The 21,760-nt window shown below is 65.6% G+C and carries 18 protein-coding genes; 10 read left to right on the top strand and 8 right to left on the bottom strand.

Annotated features, from left to right (window positions below; genetic code table 11):
• Positions 1 to 128 precede the first annotated feature (128 nt).
• On the top strand, positions 129 to 962 hold the full coding sequence (locus tag P1K31_RS17180) for an aldo/keto reductase (RefSeq protein WP_276306542.1): 834 nt from the start codon (positions 129 to 131) through the stop codon (positions 960 to 962).
• Positions 963 to 1,025: 63 nt separating this feature from the next.
• Here the strand turns inward: P1K31_RS17180 and P1K31_RS17175 are convergent, their stop codons facing one another.
• Positions 1,026 to 2,519 carry an FGGY-family carbohydrate kinase gene (locus P1K31_RS17175; RefSeq protein WP_276306541.1) on the bottom strand — a complete coding sequence of 498 codons (1,494 nt, stop codon included), beginning with the start codon at positions 2,517 to 2,519 and terminating at the stop codon, positions 1,026 to 1,028.
• A 287-nt stretch (positions 2,520 to 2,806) separates the two neighbouring features.
• Between P1K31_RS17175 and P1K31_RS17170 the strand changes: the two genes are divergently transcribed.
• The 6 genes from P1K31_RS17170 to P1K31_RS17145 all read left to right on the top strand — a co-directional run bounded on the left by P1K31_RS17170 (position 2,807) and on the right by P1K31_RS17145 (position 9,852).
• A complete protein-coding gene (locus tag P1K31_RS17170) occupies positions 2,807 to 4,243 on the top strand; it encodes an extracellular solute-binding protein (RefSeq protein WP_276306540.1) in 1,437 nt (478 codons plus the stop codon).
• 12 nt (positions 4,244 to 4,255) lie between these two features.
• Entirely contained in the window at positions 4,256 to 5,176 is a 921-nt protein-coding gene (locus P1K31_RS17165; protein ID WP_276306539.1) for a carbohydrate ABC transporter permease, read from the top strand.
• A gap of 1 nt (position 5,177) precedes the next feature.
• On the top strand, positions 5,178 to 6,047 hold the full coding sequence (locus P1K31_RS17160) for a carbohydrate ABC transporter permease (protein WP_276306538.1): 870 nt from the start codon (positions 5,178 to 5,180) through the stop codon (positions 6,045 to 6,047).
• Between the two features lie 100 nt (positions 6,048 to 6,147).
• On the top strand, positions 6,148 to 7,221 hold the full coding sequence (locus tag P1K31_RS17155; RefSeq protein WP_276306537.1) for a 2-hydroxyacid dehydrogenase: 1,074 nt from the start codon (positions 6,148 to 6,150) through the stop codon (positions 7,219 to 7,221).
• A gap of 1 nt (position 7,222) precedes the next feature.
• Positions 7,223 to 8,398, top strand: a complete 1,176-nt coding sequence (locus P1K31_RS17150) for an ABC transporter ATP-binding protein (protein ID WP_276306536.1) — start codon at positions 7,223 to 7,225, stop codon at positions 8,396 to 8,398.
• Between the two features lie 116 nt (positions 8,399 to 8,514).
• Positions 8,515 to 9,852 carry a class II aldolase/adducin family protein gene (locus P1K31_RS17145; RefSeq protein WP_276306535.1) on the top strand — a complete coding sequence of 446 codons (1,338 nt, stop codon included), beginning with the start codon at positions 8,515 to 8,517 and terminating at the stop codon, positions 9,850 to 9,852.
• Between the two features lie 1,166 nt (positions 9,853 to 11,018).
• On the opposite strand, the gene P1K31_RS17140 is transcribed toward P1K31_RS17145, so the two are convergent.
• From P1K31_RS17140 to P1K31_RS17130, 3 genes are all read right to left on the bottom strand, one after another.
• Positions 11,019 to 11,489 (bottom strand): MaoC family dehydratase, encoded by a 471-nt coding sequence (locus P1K31_RS17140; protein WP_276306534.1) that lies wholly within the window; start codon positions 11,487 to 11,489, stop codon positions 11,019 to 11,021.
• A 68-nt stretch (positions 11,490 to 11,557) separates the two neighbouring features.
• Complete coding sequence (locus tag P1K31_RS17135; RefSeq protein ID WP_276306533.1) at positions 11,558 to 13,186, bottom strand: long-chain fatty acid--CoA ligase; 1,629 nt, start codon at positions 13,184 to 13,186, stop codon at positions 11,558 to 11,560.
• Between the two features lie 88 nt (positions 13,187 to 13,274).
• Positions 13,275 to 14,738 (bottom strand): amidase, encoded by a 1,464-nt coding sequence (locus P1K31_RS17130; RefSeq protein ID WP_276306532.1) that lies wholly within the window; start codon positions 14,736 to 14,738, stop codon positions 13,275 to 13,277.
• Between the two features lie 149 nt (positions 14,739 to 14,887).
• On the opposite strand from P1K31_RS17130, the gene P1K31_RS17125 reads away from it, so the two are divergent.
• Together P1K31_RS17125 and P1K31_RS17120 are read left to right on the top strand one after the other, a co-directional pair.
• On the top strand, positions 14,888 to 16,189 hold the full coding sequence (locus tag P1K31_RS17125; protein WP_276306531.1) for an MFS transporter: 1,302 nt from the start codon (positions 14,888 to 14,890) through the stop codon (positions 16,187 to 16,189).
• A gap of 49 nt (positions 16,190 to 16,238) precedes the next feature.
• Positions 16,239 to 16,778 carry a hypothetical protein gene (locus P1K31_RS17120; RefSeq protein WP_276306530.1) on the top strand — a complete coding sequence of 180 codons (540 nt, stop codon included), beginning with the start codon at positions 16,239 to 16,241 and terminating at the stop codon, positions 16,776 to 16,778.
• 41 nt (positions 16,779 to 16,819) lie between these two features.
• Here the strand turns inward: P1K31_RS17120 and P1K31_RS17115 are convergent, their stop codons facing one another.
• The 4 genes from P1K31_RS17115 to P1K31_RS17100 form a co-directional block, all read right to left on the bottom strand.
• Positions 16,820 to 18,328: a sodium:solute symporter family protein gene (locus tag P1K31_RS17115; RefSeq protein ID WP_276306529.1), complete on the bottom strand. Its 1,509-nt coding sequence runs from the start codon at positions 18,326 to 18,328 to the stop codon at positions 16,820 to 16,822.
• On the bottom strand, positions 18,328 to 18,615 hold the full coding sequence (locus tag P1K31_RS17110) for a hypothetical protein (protein WP_276306528.1): 288 nt from the start codon (positions 18,613 to 18,615) through the stop codon (positions 18,328 to 18,330). Before P1K31_RS17110 ends, P1K31_RS17115 begins: the two co-directional genes overlap by 1 nt.
• Before the next feature lie 132 nt (positions 18,616 to 18,747).
• Entirely contained in the window at positions 18,748 to 19,188 is a 441-nt protein-coding gene (locus tag P1K31_RS17105) for a universal stress protein (protein WP_276306527.1), read from the bottom strand.
• Positions 19,189 to 19,283: 95 nt separating this feature from the next.
• Positions 19,284 to 20,492: an acyl-CoA dehydrogenase family protein gene (locus P1K31_RS17100; protein WP_276306526.1), complete on the bottom strand. Its 1,209-nt coding sequence runs from the start codon at positions 20,490 to 20,492 to the stop codon at positions 19,284 to 19,286.
• A gap of 89 nt (positions 20,493 to 20,581) precedes the next feature.
• Between P1K31_RS17100 and P1K31_RS17095 the strand changes: the two genes are divergently transcribed.
• Positions 20,582 to 21,715 carry an acyl-CoA dehydrogenase family protein gene (locus P1K31_RS17095; RefSeq protein ID WP_276306525.1) on the top strand — a complete coding sequence of 378 codons (1,134 nt, stop codon included), beginning with the start codon at positions 20,582 to 20,584 and terminating at the stop codon, positions 21,713 to 21,715.
• Positions 21,716 to 21,760 lie beyond the last annotated feature (45 nt).

Genomic DNA, 21,760 nt, shown 5'->3' with positions numbered 1-21,760 from the left:
CGGAGCCGACGTGATACGAGCGAGCGGGGGAAAAGCGGTGAATACCCTGCTCGTGGCCGTGCGAGAGCTATCGCGGAACCGAACCTTGAATAGCACTCGGGGAGGACCGTGGTACCGGTGTATCACTCTTGACAGCGATCCCCACCCGGACGCTCCCGAGCGGCGACGAGATGCCGCTACTCGGCTTCGGGACGTACGACATCAACCCCCAGACCGTCCCGGCTGCGGTTCGAACGGCGCTCGACGCTGGCTACCGCCACATCGACTGCGCCGAGGGGTACGGAAACGAGTCGGCCGTCGGGGAGGCACTCGCCGACTACGACCGAGACGACCTCTTTCTGACCTCGAAGGTCGTCCCGTCGAATCTCCACTACGAGAACGTCCTGTCGGCCTGTCGGGCCTCCCTCGACCGACTGGGCACGTCGTATCTGGACCTCTATCTCGTTCACTGGCCGAACCCGGCCGTCTCGCTCCGGGAGACCCTCGACGCCATGGCGACCCTCCACGAGGACGGGTTGGTCCGCAACGTCGGCGTGAGCAACTTCACGGCCTACCAGCTCATGTTCGCCCGGCGTATCTCCGACGTGCCGATCGGCGTGACCCAGGCGGAGTTCCACCCCTGGTTCCAGCAGGAGGAACTCCGCGCGTACTGCGGCGAGAACGACGTCGCGCTGACCGCAGCCGCACCGCTCGCCCGGACTCGCGTGTTCGACGACGAGGTGATTCGGGAGGTGGCGGAGGACTACGGGAAGCCCCCGGCACAGATCGTCCTCCGCTGGCAGATTCAGCAGGGAGTCGCCACGATCCCCCGTTCGACGACCGAGGAGCACATCCGGTCGAACCGCGCGATCGACGACTGGGAACTCGACCCGGAGGACGTCGGGCGAATCACCGCGATCGATCGACGAGAGCGTGTGTACATGATCGACGCCGATCACGAGACGTACGGTATCTCGCGGTGAGACGAGATCCCCTCGACCCATCCACCTGTCACAGCATAGGGGACGACGTCTGCCGCCGGACGCTCAGAGCGTGGCGAGGGCCCTACGCCGACGCTTCCAAACCTCGACCATCGCCTCCCGGCTCTCGCGGTAGAACTCGAACCACCGATCGTACTTCGTCGCGGAGACGGGACGCGGCTCGTAGGACCGCTTGACGCGGGTGGTACGATCGATGGCGTCCGTGAGATCGTCGTACGCATCGGTCGCCAGACCGGCGAGGAGCGCCACCCCTCTCGCGCCGAACTCCTCGCCGGCGGGGACGGCGACCGTCGCGTCGAGACAGTCGGCGAACAGCTGACACCACAGCTCCGAGCGCGCCCCGCCACCGCTGAGCGACAACCGATCGACGTCACCGGGGAGCGCCGCACAGCAGTCGCGGGCCGCCAGCGCGACTCCCTCGTAGACCGCCCGCAGGAGATGCTCACGGCCGTGTTCGGGCGTGAGCCCGGTGAACTGCGCCCGCGCGCCCGGAGCGACGAACGGCGCTTTCTCGCCGGCGGCGCTGAGGTACGGGTGGTAGGCGACGCCGTCTGCCCCGACGGGTGCGGCGCGCGCCATCGTCTCCGCGCGGTCGACATCGACGCCGAGCGTCTCGGTGGCCCAATCGAGGTTCGGCGTCCCGGCCATCGCGCCCATCGCGCGCAGTCCCAGCCCCTCGACGCCGAGCGCCAGCGTGTACCCCGCCCGTGGCGGCTCGAAGACCGGTTCTGCGAGCACCGTCTGACACTGCAGGGTCGTCCCGAGGACCACGGAGTTGGACCCGGGAGTCGCCGCACCGCTGCCGAACGCCGCGGCCGCGACGTCCATCACGCCCGAGATCACCGGCGTTCCGGCGGGCAGATCGGTGGCGGCGGCCGCCGACTCGGTGACGCGACCGACGACGTCGGTACCCCTCGCCAGTTCGGGGATGCGCTCGGCGAGTCCGCCCGCGCCCAACCGCTCGACGACCGCCGCGTCGAACTCGCCGTCGGCGGGACGATAGTGCATCAGTGATGCGTCGCTGGGATCGGTCGTTCGTTCGCCGGTCAGTCGGAACTTCAGCCAATCCTTGCAGGCGAACGCCGTCGTCGTCCGATCGACCGCGTCGGGGGCCTCTTCGCGTAGCCAGCGAAAGATCGGCAGCGCCATTCCGGGGAACAGTCCGTAGCCGAACGTATCGAAAACGGCGTCGTACGTGCCGTCGGTCCGCCACTCGTCCACGTAGTCGGCCGCCCGCCCGTCGGACCAGAGGACGGCGTTTCGAACGGGGTCGCCGTCTGCGTCGACGAGCCAGCAGCCGCCACCCTGTCCGGTGACGCCGACCGCCGCTACGTCACCGTCCGCGACTGCGACGACGTCGCTGATCGCCGCGGCCGTCCGTTCCCAGGTCACCGCCATGTCCTGTTCGACCAGCCCCTGACCGGGACGAACGACCGGCGTCGGCCGGGTCCGTCGCACCAATTGATCGCCGTCGAGGGTGAACGCGACTACCTTGATCGTCGACGTACCCGCGTCGATACCGATGATCGCTTCGGTCACAGTGACTGTAGTCGAACAGATCGTGATAAACGTTGCCGTGGGATGACTTCGACCGGTCCGAACCAACAGCCGAGCGATCGGACCGGTTCTATCCCCAATATTTATGGTAGATCACTACAGAGGTGGTTAGTAGCGCACGTCAGTGTGTGACAAACAACGTCGGCCGGTGGCTCTCGTCAGCGTAGGAGTCACGTCGTCGGTCGACGGAGACAACGATGAGCGACAGGAATCAGACATCACGGATTGTGAGGCGACGCTTCCTCCACTCGGTCGGAGCTGCATCAGCGGTGGGTATCGCGGGCTGTCTCGGCGGTGGCGGTGACAGCGGTAACCTGAACGTGGACGACGGTTCGGGTAACAACAGCTCGTCCGGTGGGAGTGACCTGCCGTCGAAGTCAGAGGCGGTCGGGGAGTGGGGTACTCGAATCAACGAGCACGCCCGCGAAGCGGGCATTGACTGGGGCCAGTTCGAGGGGACCTCGCTCACCTTCGGTATGAACGTTCACCCGTTCACCGAGGTGACGAAACCGCTTCTGCCATACTTTAAGGAGCTAACCGGTATCGACGTCACGTTCAACACCTACCCCGAGGACCAGCTCTGGCAGAAGCTCACGCTCGACCTCAATTCGAAGAACGGGAAGTACGACGGGTTCTTCCTCGGGCTCTGGCCGAGTGCGCGCTATCACAACGCCGGATGGGTACGGAACCTCACCCGGTACATCGACGACTCGTCGATCACCGACAAGAGCTGGCTCCACCTGGAGGATTACCCGGAGAGCGCGCTAAAGGCGTTCACCTACCAGGGCGAGCAGATCGCGATGCCGTTCGGTGTCGAGGCGTACGGCTGCGTCGCATACGACGAGCCGACGTTCGAGAAACTCGGTATCGGCGAGCCGACGACGCTGACGGAGCTACGCGACGCCGCCAAGACCATCCACGAGTCGGAGGAGGTGAATCGTTCGGGTATCTGCTCGCGAGCGAGCTCGACCACGCTCTCTTCGGCCAACTGGGCGACGATGTTCAAGTCGTTCGGGGCGAACTGGATCGATCGCGACAACCGCAAAGCGATGCTGAACTCCGAGCAGGGGATCGCGTCGCTCGAACTGTTCGCCGAGATGATGGGCGAGTACGGGCCGTCCGACATCGGGACCTTCGACTGGTACAAGGCCAACCAGGCGTTCGGAAACGGCCAGGTGGGCATCGCCTACCACACGCCGAGTGCGGTCGGGACGTTCACTCGACAGCAGTATCGGCGAACGAAATGGCTGCCTCCCCTCCCCGGACCGGACGGGGACGTCGTCGCCGATACCTGGGAGTGGGCGCTCGGCGTCAGTCAGTACTCCGAAAACCCGAAGGCGGCGTGGCTGTTCCTCCAGTGGGCGACCTCACGACCGGCGATTCTACTACAGAACACGGCGCAGTGGCAGGATCAGCCGACGTACGGGCCGGCGCGCAGCAACTGGCTGTTCGAACAGAAGGGGTTCAACGAAAGTAACAAGGAATCCTGGCGCACCGCACACAGCGAGGGCATGGACGCCGTCCCGTCGAGCCCACCGCCGGTACCGCTCGACACGCCACAGAACATGGACATCATGAGTCGAGCCGCCATCGCCATGAACGCTGCCGTCACCGGTACTAAGTCGGCCGAACGGGCGCTCGACGACGCCGCGCCGGACATCACGAAGATCGCGGAGAAGATCCCGGATGCGTACATCTCACAGTAGAGGCGATCGACGATGCTAGGACTCGGCGCGCTGGCGGACGACCACCGACGCGAGCCCGTGCTGAACCGCCTGCAGATCTCGGATCGGGCGCTGAAGTGGTCGTTCCTGCTACCCTCCGTACTCATCCTGATGTTCCTCTCGCTGTACCCCTTCCTGCAGGGTATCTGGATGAGTCTACACCAGTGGCCGCTCGGCGGCGGTGAACGGGCGTTCGTCGGAACCGCCAACTACGCCGCGCTGCTCGGCGGGGAGCGGTTCCACAACGCCCTCTGGAACACGGTCGTGTTCACCGGCGTCTCCGTCACCGTCGAGCTGATCCTGGGAACGGCCCTCGCGCTGTACCTCTTCTCGCTATCGAAGCGTTGGCGGCCGATCTTCCGGACGATCTTCATCGTTCCGATGGTCGTCACGCCGATCGCGACGGGGCTGATGTGGCGGCTCATGCTCAACGGCCGTATCGGGGTCGTCAACTACCTCCTGTATCTGGCCGGTCTCCCGATCCCCGAGTGGACGTCTAGCCCGTTCATGGCGATGTTCACGGTCATCGTGATCGACGTCTGGCAGTGGACGCCACTGGTGATCATGATCGTCTTCGCCGGCCTGCTGTCCATCCCGGAATCGCTGTACGAAGCGGCGCGCGTCGACGGCGCGCCCCGCTGGGCGATCTTCCGGCACATCACGTTACCGGGGATCAGGTACATGCTCGCCATCGCCGCCGTCTTCCGGCTGATGCGTAGCTTCCGGAGCTTCGACATTATCTGGCTCGTCACCCAGGGCGGGCCGGGAACGTCGACGGAGATCCTGAACGTCTACCTCTACCGGGTGGCGTTCGTCTTCCTCCGGGGGGGCGAGGCCGCCGCGCTGGGGTTGATCCTGCTCGTCGTCACGATCGTGACCACGATGGGTATCCTGCGAGCGGTGGGGGTGCAGTGAGATGGCGACGAGAACCGATACGCGCCTGGAAACGGTCACCGACGATCCCGTCGCGTTCGTGAAGCTCGCGGTCAAGTACGGTTTCGGCGTCCTCGTCAGCCTCTGGATGCTGTTCCCGATCTTCTGGATGGTGACCACGGGGCTGAAAGAGCAGTCCTCGATAATGAACCTGCCGCCGGATTGGCTCCTCTTCGAGGTCACCTTCCAGCATTTCACCGATCTGTTCACGCAGCTGGGATTCCAGCGGTACCTGTTCAACAGCTTCGTCGTCGCCGGCGGGTCCGTAGCCGTCAGCGTCATCGTCGGCGTACCCGCGGCGTACGCGCTCTCGCGCCTGAACGTCCCCGCCGACGACGATATTAGCTTCTACATCCTCTCGACGCGGATGGTCCCGCCGCTCGCCATCCTCGTCCCGCTGTACATCTTCTACACGTCCGTAGGGCTGACCGACAGCCTGCTGGGGCTGACGATCACGCACCTGCTGATCACGCTGCCGATGGTCATCTGGATCGTCAAGGGGTTCATCGACGAACTCCCCTCCTCGCTCGAGGAGTCGGCGCTGGTCGACGGTTGTAACCGCGTTCAGGCGTTCCGCGAGATCGTGGTACCGCTGGTAACGCCCGGCATCGCCGCCGCGGCGTTCATCGGCTTCATCTTCTCCTGGAACAACTTCATGTTGGCGCTGGTACTCACGAGCGGCGGCGACAAGACCGCCCCGCTGGTCATTCAGTCCTCGATGGGCTACCTCTCGATCAACTGGGGAATGCTGGGCGCTGCCGGAACGCTGACGATCCTCCCGCCGATCGTACTGAGCCTCCTCATCAGGGATTACCTCGTCGAGGGCATGACCATGGGGGCGGTCAAGGAATGACCCTCGACGGCTGTGGCAACCACGGGCCGAAAACGACTACCGTCCGACAGACGTACCGTCCGATGAGCGTATCACTACCGACCGACGAACGACATACCGCATGAAGGCACTGATCACCGCAAACCTCGACGAATCGAGCCGCGACCGACTGACCGACGACCTCGGCATGGACATCGAGTACCGTCCGATCGACGACCGCACCGAGCGTCTCGCGCCGGGGGAACTCGAACCGCTACTTGACGGCGTCGAAGTGTTCGTCGTGGGGTTCGAGGGCGTCTCCGCGGACGTGATGGACGCCGCCCCCGACCTGAAGATCATCGCGTGTACGCGCGGTGGTCCCGACGCCAACGTCGACATCATCGCCGCGACCGAGCGCGGAATCCCGGTGCTGTACGCCCCGGGACGAAACGCCGTCAGCGTCGCCGACTTCACGCTGGGGATGCTCCTCGCGGTCACCCGACACATCGCCCACAGTCACCACCTGTTGCACGTCGGCGAGTACACGGGCAAACCGCGCGACGACTCGGCCGCCGGCGGCGAGCGCGAGGACGTGACGTGGGGGGTCGCGAAGGGCTCCCCGTACGTCGAACTGAAGGGGCCCGAACTGGAGGACAAGACCTTCGGTATCGTCGGCCTGGGCGCGATCGGCCGGAAAGTCGCCCAGCGCGCGAAGGGGTTCGACGTGGAACTCGTCGGCTACGACCCGTTCGTCGACGGCGACACGATGGCCGAATTGGGGGTGGAGAAAGTCGAACTGGGGGAGCTCTGTGAACGCTCGACGTTCGTCTCCGTCCACGTTCCGGTCACCGACGCGACCCGCGGGCTGATCGGCGAAGAGGAGTTCGCGCTGATGTCCAGCGAGACGTATTTCATCAACACGGCTCGCGGAGCCATCGTCGATCAGGACGCGCTCGTCGCAGCGCTGGAGGCCGGCGAACTACGGGGGGCCGCCCTCGACGTCTACGACCGCGAACCGCTCCCCGACGATCACCCGCTCTTGCAGATGGAGAACGTCGTGACGACGCCCCACCTCGCGGGCGCCGCCGAAGAGGTCATCGACCGCCACTCGAAGATGGTCGTCGACGACATCGCCAGCGTGCTCGACGGCGAATCCCCCGAACACGCCGCCAACGAGGAAACGCTTACGCTAGCGTCGGACGTAGGTGACGATTGAGATGGCGCGCCTCGACATCGAGAACGTCACGAAGGTGTACGGTTCCGGCGACGGGGGTATCGTCGCCGTCGACGATCTCTCGCTGTCGGTCGACGATGGCCAGTTTCTCGTCCTGGTCGGCCCCTCGGGGTGCGGGAAGTCGACGACGCTGCGCATGGTCGCCGGCCTCGAATCCATCACCGAGGGCACGATCTCGATCGCCGGCGAGCCCGTCAACGAGAAGGAACCGCGCGACAGGGACGTCGCGATGGTGTTCCAGAACTACGCGCTCTACCCCCACATGAGCGTACGCGAGAACATGGGGTTCGGCCTGAAGTACTCGAGCGATCTTTCGAAGGACGAGGTGCGGTCCCGCGTCGAGGAGGTCGCCGAGATGATGGGTATCGAGGACCTCCTCGACGACAAACCGTCGCAACTGTCCGGCGGGCAGCGCCAGCGTGTCGCACTCGGGCGGGCGATCGTTCGCGAACCGCGGGCGTTCCTGTTCGACGAGCCGCTGTCGAACCTCGACGCCAAACTCCGAACGCACATGCGGACGGAGATCACCAGACTCCAGCGTGATCTCGGCGTCACCTCCATGTACGTCACCCACGATCAGGCCGAGGCGATGACCATGGCCGACGTCGTCGCGGTGATGAACCACGGCGAACTCCAGCAGGTCGCCCCCCCGAACGAAGTGTACGACCACCCCGCGAACCGCTTCGTCGCCGGGTTTATCGGATCACCGTCGATGAATTTCTTCGACGTGCGCATCGAGGGCGACCACGGAGACTATCGGCTGGTCGCCCGACGTGACGAGTCGGCGACCTACGCGGTCGGCGACGATTGCATCGCTGAGGCCGGCGTCGAACCAGGGACGAACCTCACGCTGGGCGTTCGTCCGGAGGACGTGGAAATCGTCCCTGATGGGTCGAGTGACGATCCACTGCTGCTCAACGCGCTCGTCGACGTGGTTGAACCGATGGGTAGCGATAACTTCCTCACGCTCAGCCACCCGGCGGGCGATAACTGGATCGCCCGCGTCGACTCGGGGTACACGCCCGAGGACGGGACGCCGGTCACCTACACCTTCGACGAGAGTGCGTTGCACCTCTTCGACGAGGACGGCCGAACCCTGAAATCCCAGGGGACAGACGGCAGGTCCTACCACGACCGAGCGGCGGCCATACCGCAATGAGGTGCCGTCCCGTCGGATGGCCGACGATTGTATCGTCGGCCAATTCAGTTGAGAACGGTACGATCGACGCCGAACGCGATCGATACGGAATACGACCAACGTAGAACACGACCACCATGACACTGCAAACGGAACTCGAGACGGAACGACGGGAGATCAGCGACTACGGCCGACGGATGCTCGAACAGGGGCTCACGACGGGGACAGGCGGGAACGTCAGCGCCCGGAACGGCGACCACATCGCGATCAGCCCCTCGGGGATGCCCTACGATGAGATCACCCCCGACGACGTGCCGATCGTCGATCTCGATGGTGAGTGGATCGCCGGCGATCGTACGCCATCGAGCGAACACCGGATGCACGCGGCGCTCTGCCGCGAGCGCGATGACGTGGGGGCGGTGGTCCACACCCACTCGCCGTACGCGACGACGTTCGCGAGCCTCGACGAGGCGATCCCCGCCTCCCACTACCTCATCGCCTTCGTGGGCGAGGAGATACCGGTCGCCGGATACGCGACCTACGGGACCGAGGACCTCGCCGAGCTGGCGCTCGATGCGCTGGGCGAGGCATACGACGCGTGTCTGTTGAAGAACCACGGGACGATCGCGGTCGGCGGGACCGTCGAGGCCGCCTTCGAGCGGGCCCTGATGGTCGAGTACTGTGCCCGGATCCACTACCAGGCGACGACCGTCGGCGAGCCGACGCTCCTCCCCGACGAGGAGATCGACTGGCTCCGGGGCGTCTTCGAGAACTACGGGCAGAGCGCACGGGACGACGTCGACCCCGTCGCGCCGGTTCCCGGCGCGGACGAACTGCCCGACGAGCGGCGGGCCGTCGCCGACTTCGGCGTGCAGTTACTCGAACAGGGGCTCACGACGGGGACGGGTGGGAACGTCAGCGCCCGGAACGGCGACCGCATCGCGATCAACCCCTCCGGCGTACCCTACGAGGACGTGACCCCCGCCACCGTACCGGTAGTCGACCTCGACGGCGAGCAGACCGCCGGCGAACTCAAAGCGTCCAGCGAGACGCCGATGCACGCGATGATCTACCGCGAGCGCGATGACGTGGGGGCGGTGGTCCACACCCACTCGCCGTACGCGACGACGTTCGCGAGCCTCGACGAGGCGATCCCCGCCTCCCACTACCTCATCGCCTTCGCGGGCGACGAGGTCCCTGTCGCCGGATACGAAAAGCCCGGTAGCGAGGAACTCGGAAAATTCGCCGTCGACGCGCTGGGCGAGGCGTACGACGCGTGTCTGTTGAAGAACCACGGGACGATCGCGGTCGGCGGGACCGTCGAGGCCGCCTTCGAGCGGGCCCTGATGGTCGAGTACTGTGCCCGGATCCACTACCAGGCGACGACCGTCGGCGAGCCGACACTCCTCCCCGACGAGGAGATCGATACGCTCACCGAAAGGTTCCGCAGCTACGGGCAAGCGAGCGGTAATTGACGCCCGTCGGCCATCGACAGCACCGACGATCGGAAACTAGCCTCACCGCAACTACCGGCGCTGTCTACCGGCTTACTCCGGTAGTAGAACGGTATTCGGAGTTCGTACTACTAGCAGTAAACGAATGAAGACCCCTGTTCCACGAGATCTCCGTTACATCAGTCGAAGGCGCGTCATTCTCCAGTTTAGCCGCTCTCCGATCAAGTAGACGCTCTTCTCGCCTCCTTTCGCTCATCATGTCGTAGCCACTCGCCTCCATCTCCAGATAGCATGTACGTGACGTGTATCACTTGACAATCATTTATAATTAATTACTCGAAAACTGAATTGCTGTCGGACATCGTCTACACGTTCATCACTGTACTCGGATAATAAGCGAAGGAACGGGTCACTGGGTGCGCTATTTAGCTACTTCTTATGTTTCTCGATGGGACAACTCGGTGAACTGCGTTAATGATCACGCAGAGGAACGGGCTTTGGGGTCGATCCATGAATAACCATTGATCGTGTACGTCGGACTGTTGATGGATAATTACGGTGAGGATGTTCGCACATCCTACCTCCGTCGTGCCGACGACATGACGCTCAGTAGATTATCTGTCGTATTTGTGCATTAGACGAGGCGTATTATAAAAAAGATTGAGGGGTTTCTGTGCGGTGTGGAGTATTTAAAACGCTCCCCGGTCTGGGCGATGATGGCGGACGTACTACCCTCCGCCGCTCATCCCTAGAAGGCCCCCGTCTACAGTACTCTGAGTATTCAGATACCTCGATGATATAAACCGATCAGTCGGCACTGTTCTCGAGCCGTGGTATTGTACTCGTGACACTGTCTTCCAGACCCTCCGCCAAACTGACGGCGGATAAACTGCTCTGAAGATTGAGTAATTAGTATTGAGGTTATCCGCCTGCTACTTCTAGTAATACTGGTATTATACATATTCCTGAAAACTCAGTAGGGCGGTGAAAATCGTCTTTGTTGGGGTTGACGATATCCCTCAGAGCGGTGTTTATCCCTTGACCCTCGGTTGGTGCTGTTCGCATCACTAACTCCTGTTCGGAGTAGCCGTACTGACGCCAAATTCATCGAACGAGTGCATATCTGTGTCGCCCCGTTCGCTCGCAACACCGCGAGTGTCACCCTCCCTCTCGAGGAACGCCCGCGCTCACTCGGACGCTCTAGGCGACGAAGTCTCCGGACGCCGCCGGACGATACTGTACAGGAGCAGCGACAGCACCGGATCGCCGTCGTCGTTGCGGACGCGTTGTTCGAACGTGACGTCTCCGCGCTCGGGGTGCCTGTCAGCCCTCGACTTCTCGACGACCTCGATCTCGACAGCGAGCGTATCGCCGGGGAGCACGGGTCGAAAGAACCGGAGCGAATCCATTCCGCGGCCACCCATGTTGGCGATGTCGTCGAAGGGCCCCTCGACCGTCAGCTTGCTCGCGATGCACATGGTGTGGAGCCCGCTCGCCACGAGTTCGCCGAACATCGAACCTTCGGCGGCCGCCTCGTCGGTGTGGAACGGCTGGGGGTCGAACCGCTCGGCGAATTCGACGATCTCGTCCCCGGTGAGGGTGTAGCTTCCGGCCTCGAAGACGTCGCCGACGTCGAGGTCCTCGAAGTATCGGGTCATACGTACTCCCCGCCCGGAGGTGATAAATCAGTTCGGGGGAGCCCCGGCTGATCGTCCGGCCGCCTGGATCAGCCACCGGGCGTCCATCGGAGTTCGGCGTCCTCGTATCGGTCCCGTACCACCTTCTTGTCGAACTTCCCGGTCGCCGTTTTCGGCACCTCGTCGACGAACACGACCTCGTCGGGGAGCCACCAGCGCGGGTAGGTCCGACCGAGGAAGTCGCGGAGTTCCTCGGCGTCCACGTCGGCGTCGGATCTCCTCACCACGCAGGCGAGCGGCCGTTCCTGCCAGCGATCGTTCGAGACGCCGACGACGACGGCTTCGACGACCGAATCGTGCTTCATCAGTTCGTTCTCGAGTTCGATACTCGAGATCCACTCGCCGCCCGACTTGATGACGTCCTTCGCGCGGTCGACGATCTCGATGTAGCCGTCCTCGTCGACGGTAACGACGTCGCCGGTCTTCAGCCAGCCATCCTCGAAGTCCTCCTCGTTCGCCTCCGGTTGATTGTAGTATTCGTCTACGACCGTCGGTCCGCGGACGTAGAGTTCCCCGAACGACTCGCCGTCCCAGGGTACCTCCGACCCGTCGTCGTCGGTGACTTTCATCACGAGCCCCGGCGACAGTAGCCCCTGCTTCTGTCGGATCGCGTACCGCTCCTCCGCGGACGCCGACCGCATGTGGGACTTCGGCCGCGAGTAACTCCCGACGCTCATCGTCTCGGTCATTCCCCACGCGTGTTCGATGGTCACGTCGTACTCTTCGTCGTAGCGTCGCATGACGCTCTCCGGGACCGCGCTCCCGCCGGTGAGGATGCGCTCGAGACTGGAGAGGTCGGCGTCGGCGCGTTCGAGGTGTTCGAGCAGATTGATCCAGACGGTCGGAACGCCCGCGGTGAACGTCACCGCCTCCTCCTCGATGAGCCTCGCCAGATCGGCCGGCTCCGGCGACGGCCCCGGGTACACCTGCTTCGCACCCGTCACGGAGGCTGCGTACGGGAGTTCCCAGCCGTTGACGTGGAACATCGGTACGACCGGCATCACGACGTCCGACTCGTCGACGTCGAAGGTGACGGGCGCGATAGCCATCAGCGAGTGGGCGTATATCATCTCGTGGGTGTACTCCACGCCCTTCGGCCGCCCCGTCGTTCCCGACGTGTAGCACATGCCGGCCGGGTGGTCGCCGGGAAGCTGCGGCCACGGGAACGCCTCGTCGTGTTCCTCGAGCACTGCGTCGTAAACGGACACGCAGGGGAGCGCCGTCTCGGGTCGCTCCTCGCCCATGACGACGATCCCGTCGATCGTGTCGAGACGGTCCCAGAGCCGCTCGATCGTCCGGAACGGCTCGCCCGGATCGACGAACAGGACGTCGTCTCCGGCGTCGTTGAGGATGTACTCCACGTGGTCGTCCGGCAGCAGAACGTTCGTCGTGTGGAGCTGCGCACCCATCAGCGGAACCGCGAAGTACGCCTCGAAGTGCCGATGGTGGTTCCAGCCGAACGTCCCGACGCGAGAGCCCCGTTCGACCCCCAGTTCCGAGAGCGCGTTCGCCAGCGCGTGGACCCGTTCGCCGAACGCCTCGTAGGTGTATCTGTGCGTCCCCTGGCCGTCGCCGCCTCTGGAGACGATCTCCTTCTCGGGGAACAACCTGGTCGCACGCCAGAAGTGGGGGTAGACGGTGAAATCGCTCGACGGCATGACACCCTGTACCAAATGATGGGGGATAAGTGTTTTCCAGCCCCGGGAGCGGACCGGGCGCTCGGGCGGGTCGAGACGGCGATCGGGATCACGGCGACGGCGGGTACGCGTCTCGCCAGGGGTTGTGCCGCTCGCAGGCGGCGCTCGCCGCGAGTACGTCACCGTCGGCGAACCGTCGGCCGACGAGCTGTGCGCCGATCGGAAGCCCGTCCCCGGTGAATCCCGCAGGGAGGGACGCTGCCGGGTGGTCGGTCATGTTGAACGGCCAGCTGAGGATCCAGTCGATGAACGGATCGACCGCCTGGCCGTCGATCTCGCTCGGACCGACGAGGTCGGCGTCGAACGGCGGTACCGCCAGCGTCGGCGTCACGAGCAGGTCGTGGGCCGTGAGGACGGCTTGGATCGAGTCGTAGACGTCTGTACGGACCACGTCGGCGCGTTTGTACTCCACGGCGGAGTACCGTCGACCGGCCTCGACGATCCTGACGAACAGCGGATCGATCCCGTCCCGGTGCTCCTCGAGCAGATCCATCCCGTGCTGGACCTCGATCTTCATCGCGACGTCGGCCATCAGAACCTGGAAGAGGGTCCGCCACGCGTCCCGGATCTCCTCGGGGGAGTGGTCGTACGTCACGTCCACCTCCACGACGTCGGCTCCCGCGTCGGCGAGGGCCTCGACGACCGCCTCGACGGCCGTCCGGACCTCGGGGTCCACGACGAACGTGCCGAGGTCCGGCGAGTACGCGACCGTCATCCCGTCGATCGGTCGGTCGACCGCGTCCAGGTACGACTCGTCGGGCGACGGAAGGGTGAACGGGTCGTCGGGATGGGGGCCGGCCACCGCGTCGAGCATCACCGCGGCGTCGGCGACGGTTCGGGCGAGCGGCCCGTGCTGGACGAACGGGGTGTGCTCGGCGAAGGCGTTCGGGCGGGACCCGTTCGGTACCCGCCCGAAGGAGGGTTTCAGCCCGTAGACGCCGCAGCACGACGCCGGGATCCGGATCGATCCGCCGGCGTCGGACCCCTGTGCGAGCGCGGCGAGCCCGTCGGCGACGGCCGCCGCGCTGCCGCCGGACGTTCCCCCGGCCGTCCTGCCGGGCGCGAACGGCGTCACGGTCGTGCCGACGAGCGCGTTGTCCGTCGTCGCCCGGTTGCCGAACTCCGGCGTGTTCGTCTTCCCGAGGACGATCGCGCCGGCGCGTTCCAGTCGCTCCACGACGGGCGCATCGCTGTCCGGAACGTACTCGCGCTCCGCGAAGACCCGGGAGCCGAACGTGTGCCGCACCCCCGCTTTGAACGCGAAGAGGTCCTTGATCGCGATCGGGACCCCGTGTAACGGACCGAGGTCGTCGCCCCGGGAGACCGCCCGCGCAGCCTCGCGGGCCGCCCGGCGCGCGCGGTCCCCGGTGATCGTGACGTAGGCGTTGACGACGTCGTTTCGACGCTCGATCCGGTCGAGATACGCATCGACGACCTCGACCGGCGAGAGGTCCCCGCTGGCGATCCGCTCCGCGAGTTCGGTCGCCGGAAGGAAACAGCGCTCTTCGGCCATCACTCCCCCCATCAGTCGGTCGCGTAATAACTCTGTGCGTAGCGCACGGCGAAGGTGCGTGTCGATCCGAGTTGAGATCACGGACCGACGCGGCCGCTCGTCCCGCGGAGTGACAACAGTCATTAGCCGAGCGGTCCCCTGTAGGGCGAATGCACTCCGACTGGCGTCGCGTGCTCGCCGACCGCGTCTACTACGGCTGGGTCATCGTGTTCGCCAGCCTGCTGGCGTCGATGGCGGTGTTCGGAACGAGCTACGCGTTCGGCGTGTTCTACGACGCCTTCGCCGGGGCGTTCGACGTCTCCCGGTCGCTCCTGGCGGGCGTATTCGGGCTCCAGACCGCCCTCCTCTACGTCGTCGGGGTCCGGGCGGGGCAGTACGTCGACCGGTACGGACAGCGCCGCGTCGGCGCGGTTTCGGGACTGCTGTTCTCGGCGGGGCTGGTGTGGACCGCGCTCGCGCGAAGCTACCTCGAAGTCCTCGCCGCGTTCGGCGTCGTCACCGCGGTCGGGATGTCCGGGCTCTTCGTCATCAGTTTCGCGACCGCTCCCCGCTGGTTCTACCGACGACGGGGCGCGGCGACCGGGATCGCCTCCTCGGGGCTCGGCGTCGGCCTCCTCGTCTTTCCGTGGGGGGCTGACGTACTGATCGCGTCCTTCGGATGGCGCGTCGCGATGGGCACCCTCGCGGCCGTCGTCGCCGCCATCTCGGTGATCGTCGTGGCGCTCTTCGTCGACGACCCCGCGGCCGTCGGCGAGGAGTTCGAAGACGCGACTCGGCGGTCGGTGAACGACGCTGATGAGGGGTCGGATCGCCCACCCGGGTCGGCCCGGGACGTCCCCGCTTCGAACCGGATCCCGCCCGAGGTGACGACCCGGCGCTTCGTCCTCGTGTTCTCGGGGTGGGTGCTCCTGTCCGCACCGGTGTACGTCCTGGTCAGTTACGTCGTCCTCTTCGCCACGGATGCCGGATTCGGGCGGGCTGCCGGCGTCGCCTCGATCACTCTCGTCGGCCTCACGTCCACGATCGCCAGGTTCGGCATCGGCAGCGTCTCCGACCGGGTCGGCCGGACTCGCACGTTCGTCACCTGTGGCGTCCTGATGGGGGCGGTCATCTGCCTCATCGCCGGCGCTCCCGACGCCACGGCGTTGTTCGCGCTCGTCGCCGTCTACGGCGTCGGATACGGCGGGTTCAGCGGACTGTTCAGCGCGCTCGTCGCGGATCTGTTCGGGAGTTCGAACCTCAACACGCTGTTTCCGCTCATGTCGCTCGCGTTTGCCGTCTCGGGCCTCGTCGCACCGCCGCTCGCCGGCTTCGGGTTCGAACTGCTGGGTAACTACGACCCCGTTTTCGTCGCGTTCGGCGGGGGCGCCCTCGTCGGTTCCGGGTTCGTCGCGCTCGCCGGACGGATCGGGGAGCGACGGCACCTCGGCCGCGACGACGCTCCGGGGTAGGCCGTCGACCGGAACCGGTCGCTTGGATGGTAAGAGTCTTTGACGGCCGATGCCAGTCGACGGTATGCTCCGGAAGGTGCTCACGCTGTACATCGGCCGCCGTTGGCGCTCGTTCTGCGGGATGTCCCGCGAGCAGTTCCTCTCCCGTGCGACCGACTCCCTCGATGCCCTCGGGTACGAGTACTCGACGGAGGTGATCGATACGACGGGCGCCGAGAAGCTGATGCTCGGTGCCGGCGACGAGGGCGTCCGCATCGACGTCGAGGCTCCGGTCCCGTTCACCGTCGAGGCGGTGACCGCCAAGAGCAACCCGGTCGTCGGCTACATGCTGAAATTCTTCTCCACCGAGGAGATGCGCGAGGAGATGACCGCCGACGTCTGCGTCGTCGACGTTCGAGGGATCGACGCCGACAGCCGGCCGGCCATCGCCTCCTTCGTGTCGGAACTGGTCGAGCGGAGCGACCGTCCGCCGTGGCGGCTCACGCACCACGTGGGGTTCCGCCTCGCGGTGCTCCTGCGCCTGAAGGTGAAGCTGCTCTGGCGCTACTGGCTCGGGGTGGACCGATCGACGGCTACTACTCCCAGTTGACGGGGGCACGAGATCGGGAGGGGAGGTCCCGGTGCGGTAGCTCAGTCGTCGGCCTCGGATTCGAGGAACGACTCGCGGGAGTGGAACTCCATGAACCCGGCGAGTTCCTCGCCGGTCGGTCGTCGCGTCGCCAGGCTGACGCCGATGTACGTGAGCAGTCCCAGCGGGATGGCCACCAGCGACTCCGTGTACGGCACCGGCATGACGTTACCGAACAGGAGGACGCCGTAGGTTCCGAACCCGACGATCATCGACGCCATCGCTCCGTAGGAGTTACCGCGCTTCCACCACGTTCCCAGACCGAGCGCCGGGAACAGTCCGCTGGCGGCGCCTCCGGCGACGAGGGTCGTCATGAGACCGATGATGGCGGGCGGATTGAACGCCACGACGGCGGCGGTCAGCGCGCCGGCCCACGTGACCCCGACGCCGAGGAGCGTCTCCCGTCGCTCGTCGAGATCGAAGCCGAGCGATTGAGGGATGTCGTGTGAGACGCTGGCGCTGAGCGCGACCAGCAACGCGTCGGTCGTTGACATGACGGCCGACAGCAGCCCCGCCGCGCCGAGCCCCTGCACGACCGGACCGAAGTAGCTGCTCAACACCTCGTAGTAGAAGTAATCGGGGTTGGCGAGGTTCGGTTCCAGCACCTTGGCGGCGCCGGCCACCCAGAAGATCGAGAGCGTGAACGAGAAGATGTAGAGGATGTTCATGTACATGAAGCTCCGGCGAGCGGTTCGATCGGAGTCGCTCGCGAGGACGCGCTGTCCCATCTGCGGGAGCGCGAGAAACGCGAGGATCCACACGAGACCGATGCCGAGGTGCATCAGCCCCGGCGCGCTCGTCGAGCCGAACGCCGGGTCGATCTGCATCGCGGCGTCGAGCGTCCCGGTGACGCCGAGTTGCGCCCACACGAGAGGGACGGGCAGGATCGTGAGAACGAACATCATGATGCCCTGGAAGAAGTCCGTCCACGTGACGGCCCACATCCCGCCGAGCGAGACGTACAGCGCGAAGACGATGGCACCGACCAGCACTCCCAGCTCGTAGCTGAGCTGCGGGATGACGAAGTCGATGGTGATGCCGCCCGCGGTCATCTGGGGGATGAGGTACGCCCACGCCGCGATGGTGAAGATGATCGCGGCCAGGAGGCGGACGTTGCTGCTCTGATAGCGCTGGCGCAGGTAGTCGGGGACCGTGTAGACGCCGCTCCGGCGGATCGGGGCTGCGATGAAGATCATCATGAACAGGCCGCCGGCCGCGACGGCGACGAGGACGAACTCCGCGAACGCCGCGCCGAACGCGTACGCGAATCCGCCGTAGCCGAAGAACGACCCGGCGCTGGCAGTGACCGACAGGACGGCGAACACCTGCACCCACAGCGGGATGCTCCCGCCCGCGATCCAGAAGTCGGCGGTCGACTCGCGGGACTTCCGGTAGAAGTACACCCCGATGCCGATGACGACCGCGAAGTACGCGAGCACGATGCCGATGGCGAGCGGCCCGCTCGACACCTCCGGGGTCACGCCGTCCTGAAGCGGGACTATCGGAAGCATCACCGACCCTCCTCGTCGTTCTCGAGGGACGTGACCCAGTACTCGTAGACGAATCCCAGGACGATGATGACGACGCCCCAGAGGACGCTCGTGTACGTGAACAGGGTGAGTTCTCCGTCACCCGACTGCCAGTATATCGGGAGCCCCGTCAGGAGGATCCACGATATCAGCACGAGCGCGGCGGTCACCATCATCGGGCGGAGCCCCGCCGAGCGCTGAATCTCTACGTCACTGTACCCTATCTCCGGACTACCCTGGCGCGAACTGGATTCGGTTTCCGTACTCATGATTGCATCATCCCTCGTCTCGGGACCTCTCCGCTCGTTCTCGTCGACCCATTCGTGCGTTACGATACCAATAGGCACTATAAATCTGACCCTTTCTTATCGCACCATACATGTTCGCACACATGAGTGTCGTCAGTCGTCGGATCGTCCGCCGGTGATCATGACGGGGACGTCCGTGTGGAGCACGATCGATTGGGTGACGCTCCCGAACAGAAGCTTGCCGGCCGGCGAGCGCTTGCGGCCGCCGATGACGACGACGTCGATGTCCGCCGCGTCGATGTAATCGAGGATGGCTTCGGTCGGGTCACCCTCGCGCGTCACGGTGACGCAATCGACCCCCGCCTCCCTCGCCCGGTCGGCGACGTTCCCGACGATGCGATCGGCCCGTTCCTGAAGGGACTCCTCGCGGTGTTCGGCGGACTCTATCGACAGGGCTCCGTACCGACTCCCTCGGCTGAAGGCGCACAGCGCATGTACCGTCGCATCACGATCCTCGGCGAGGTCGAACGCGTGGGGGATCGCCGTCTCGGACTGGGCTGTCCCGTTGACCGGCACCAGGATGTTCCGGTACATCACGATCGACCGTTACGTCGAGAGCATTTAACACTTTTTCAAAATTTGCTACACGTTACCGCACTTCGTCACCTCGGCGGCGGCGATCGTCGAATCTAGAACTGCGGGAGCCGTTCCAGTTCTGCCTCGTCCACCTCCTCGAATGCGTCGCGGGCGATGACGCGCCTGTGGACCTCGTCGGGCCCGTCGACGATGCGGAACTGGCGGACGTTCTCGTAGAAGTCGGCGATGGGGAGGTCCTTGCCGACGCCGCTCGCCCCGCAGAGCTGGAGCGCGGTGTCGATTGCGTCCTGAACGACGTTGGCGGTGAACACCTTGCACATCGACACCTCGACGCGGGCCTGCTCGCCCCTCGATATCTGGCGGGCGGCGTGGCGGACCATCGTTCGGGCGGCGTGGAGCCTCGTCTCGGCGTCCGCGACGGCGAACCGCGGCCCCTGCTTCTCGGCGACGCGCCCGCCGAACGCCTCCCGATCGCTGGTGTAGGCCTTCGCCACGCCGAGCGCGCGCTGGGCCATCCCGGAGTAGCGCATGCAGTGGGTGAGCCGGGCGGGACCGAGACGTTGCTGGGCGATGGAGAACCCCGCGCCCTCCGCGCCGAGGAGGTTCTCGGCGGGAACGCGCACGCCGTCGTAGAACACCTCCGAGTGGACCATCGAGGTGACGTCGTCGCCCATGTGCGGGATGTCGCGTTCGATCTCGAGACCGGGCGTCCCCGCCGGTACGACGATGAGCGAGCAGCCCTCGTACGGGTGTTCGTCCGGGTCAGTCCGGGCGAGGGTGATGAGGAAGTCCGCCTCGGAGCCGTTGGTGATCCACCACTTGTGGCCGTCGATCACCCACTCGTCGCCCTCCCTGCGGGCGGTCGTCCTGATCAACTTCGGGTCCGCGCCGCCGCCCTGTCGGGGTTCGGTCATCGAGAACGCGGAGCGAATCTCGCCGGCGACCAGCGGCTTCAGCCACTCGTCCTTCTGGGCCTCCGTGCCCGCGATCTCCAGCGTGTGCATGTTGCCCTCGTCCGGCGCGTCGACGCGCATCGCCGGCGCGCCCAGCAGCGACCGCCCCGCCTCCTCGAATACGGGGAGGACATCGCGGAACGCCTCGCCCATCCCGCCGTACGCCTCGGATATCTGCGGACAGTAGATGTCCCGTTCGCGGGCCTCCTCGCGGAGGTCGGCGATCGTCTCGGCCGCGACCGTCTCGCCCCCCTCCAGTTCACGCTCGCGGGGAATGACGACCTCGTCGACGAACGCGCGCGCCCGTGCAGCCAGTTCCTTCGCTCGCTCGGAGTCGTGGTACTCCATGGGTGGACGCTCGGAGGAGGCTCACGTAAAGTTACCCCCCCGGGGGCGTCGCCCCCTGTCTTTATGTCGCACACGGGAAATCACCGACCATGTTCGAGCGATCGGAGGAGCAGCGGATGCTGGTCAGGAGTGTACGGGACGCCGTCGCGCGCGACATCGATCCCATCCTGGACGACTACGGGAAGGACGAACCGCTCGAGAAGCCCGACGTCCTACGGGTGGCGTCGGTACTCTCGGAGCAGGGCGTCCTCGGTCGGGACGTCCCGGAGGAGGTGGGTGGTGCGGCCCTCGATCACACCACCTGGGCGCTCATGTTCGAGCAGCTCCCGATGCAGGTCGATCTCGTCGCGATGATAACGAGCGAGACCGCGCGGATGGTCCACGCCGCCGGCTCCGATCCGGTCAGGGAGACGTACCTCGAGCCCCTGCTGACCGGGGAGATGATCGGCTGTGCGGGGATCTCCGAACCGAACGTCGGATCGAACCCGCGAGAGATAGCGACGACCGCCGAGCGCGACGGCGACGAGTGGGTCATCGACGGGACGAAGACGTGGATCTCGAACGGCGAGATCGCCGACGTCGCCGTCGTCGTCGCCGATACCGACGCCGGCGCGACGCACTTCCTGGTCGACACCGACGCCGACGGCTTCGACCGCGAGCGCCTCGACATGCTCGGCCGTCGCTACGATCACATGGGCCAGCTCTACTTCGACGACGTCCGCGTTCCCGAGGAGCACGTCGTCGGGTCGCCCGGTGACGCCCTCGGCAGAACCTACCGGTCGTTCGAACTCGGCCGCGCGAACGTGGCGCTGCTCGGCGTCAAGACCGCGCAGCACGCGCTCGACGCCGCCGTCGAGTACGCCCGCGAACGCGAGCAGTTCGGCAAGCCCATCGGAGCGCACCAGCTGGTCCAGCGGCTCGTCGCCGACAGCGCGACGTACGTGGACGCGGCGCGCCTGCTCGCCTACCGGGCCCTCCACCGCTTCGACGCCGGCGAGCGAGCGGCCGCCGAGGGAGCGATGGCGAAGTGGTTCGCCACCGAGATGGCCGTCGAGGTCGCCTCGAACGCCGTTCAAATCCACGGCGCGATGGGACTGTCGCGCGACCTCGACGTCGAGCGGTACTTCCGCGACGCGAAGATGCTGACCGTCCCCGAGGGAACCACCCAGATAAACAAGCTCATCGTGGCGCGCGACCTGCTGAACCTGTCCGCGTTCCGGTGAGAGGGGAAATCGAGCCGGGGGAGGGGCACAGCAACTGTTAACCCC

The organism is Halomarina halobia, assembly GCF_029338575.1.
In the GTDB taxonomy this organism is placed as follows: Archaea; Halobacteriota; Halobacteria; order Halobacteriales; family Haloarculaceae; genus Halomarina; species Halomarina halobia.
This window is presented reverse-complemented; position numbering and strand designations above follow the sequence as displayed.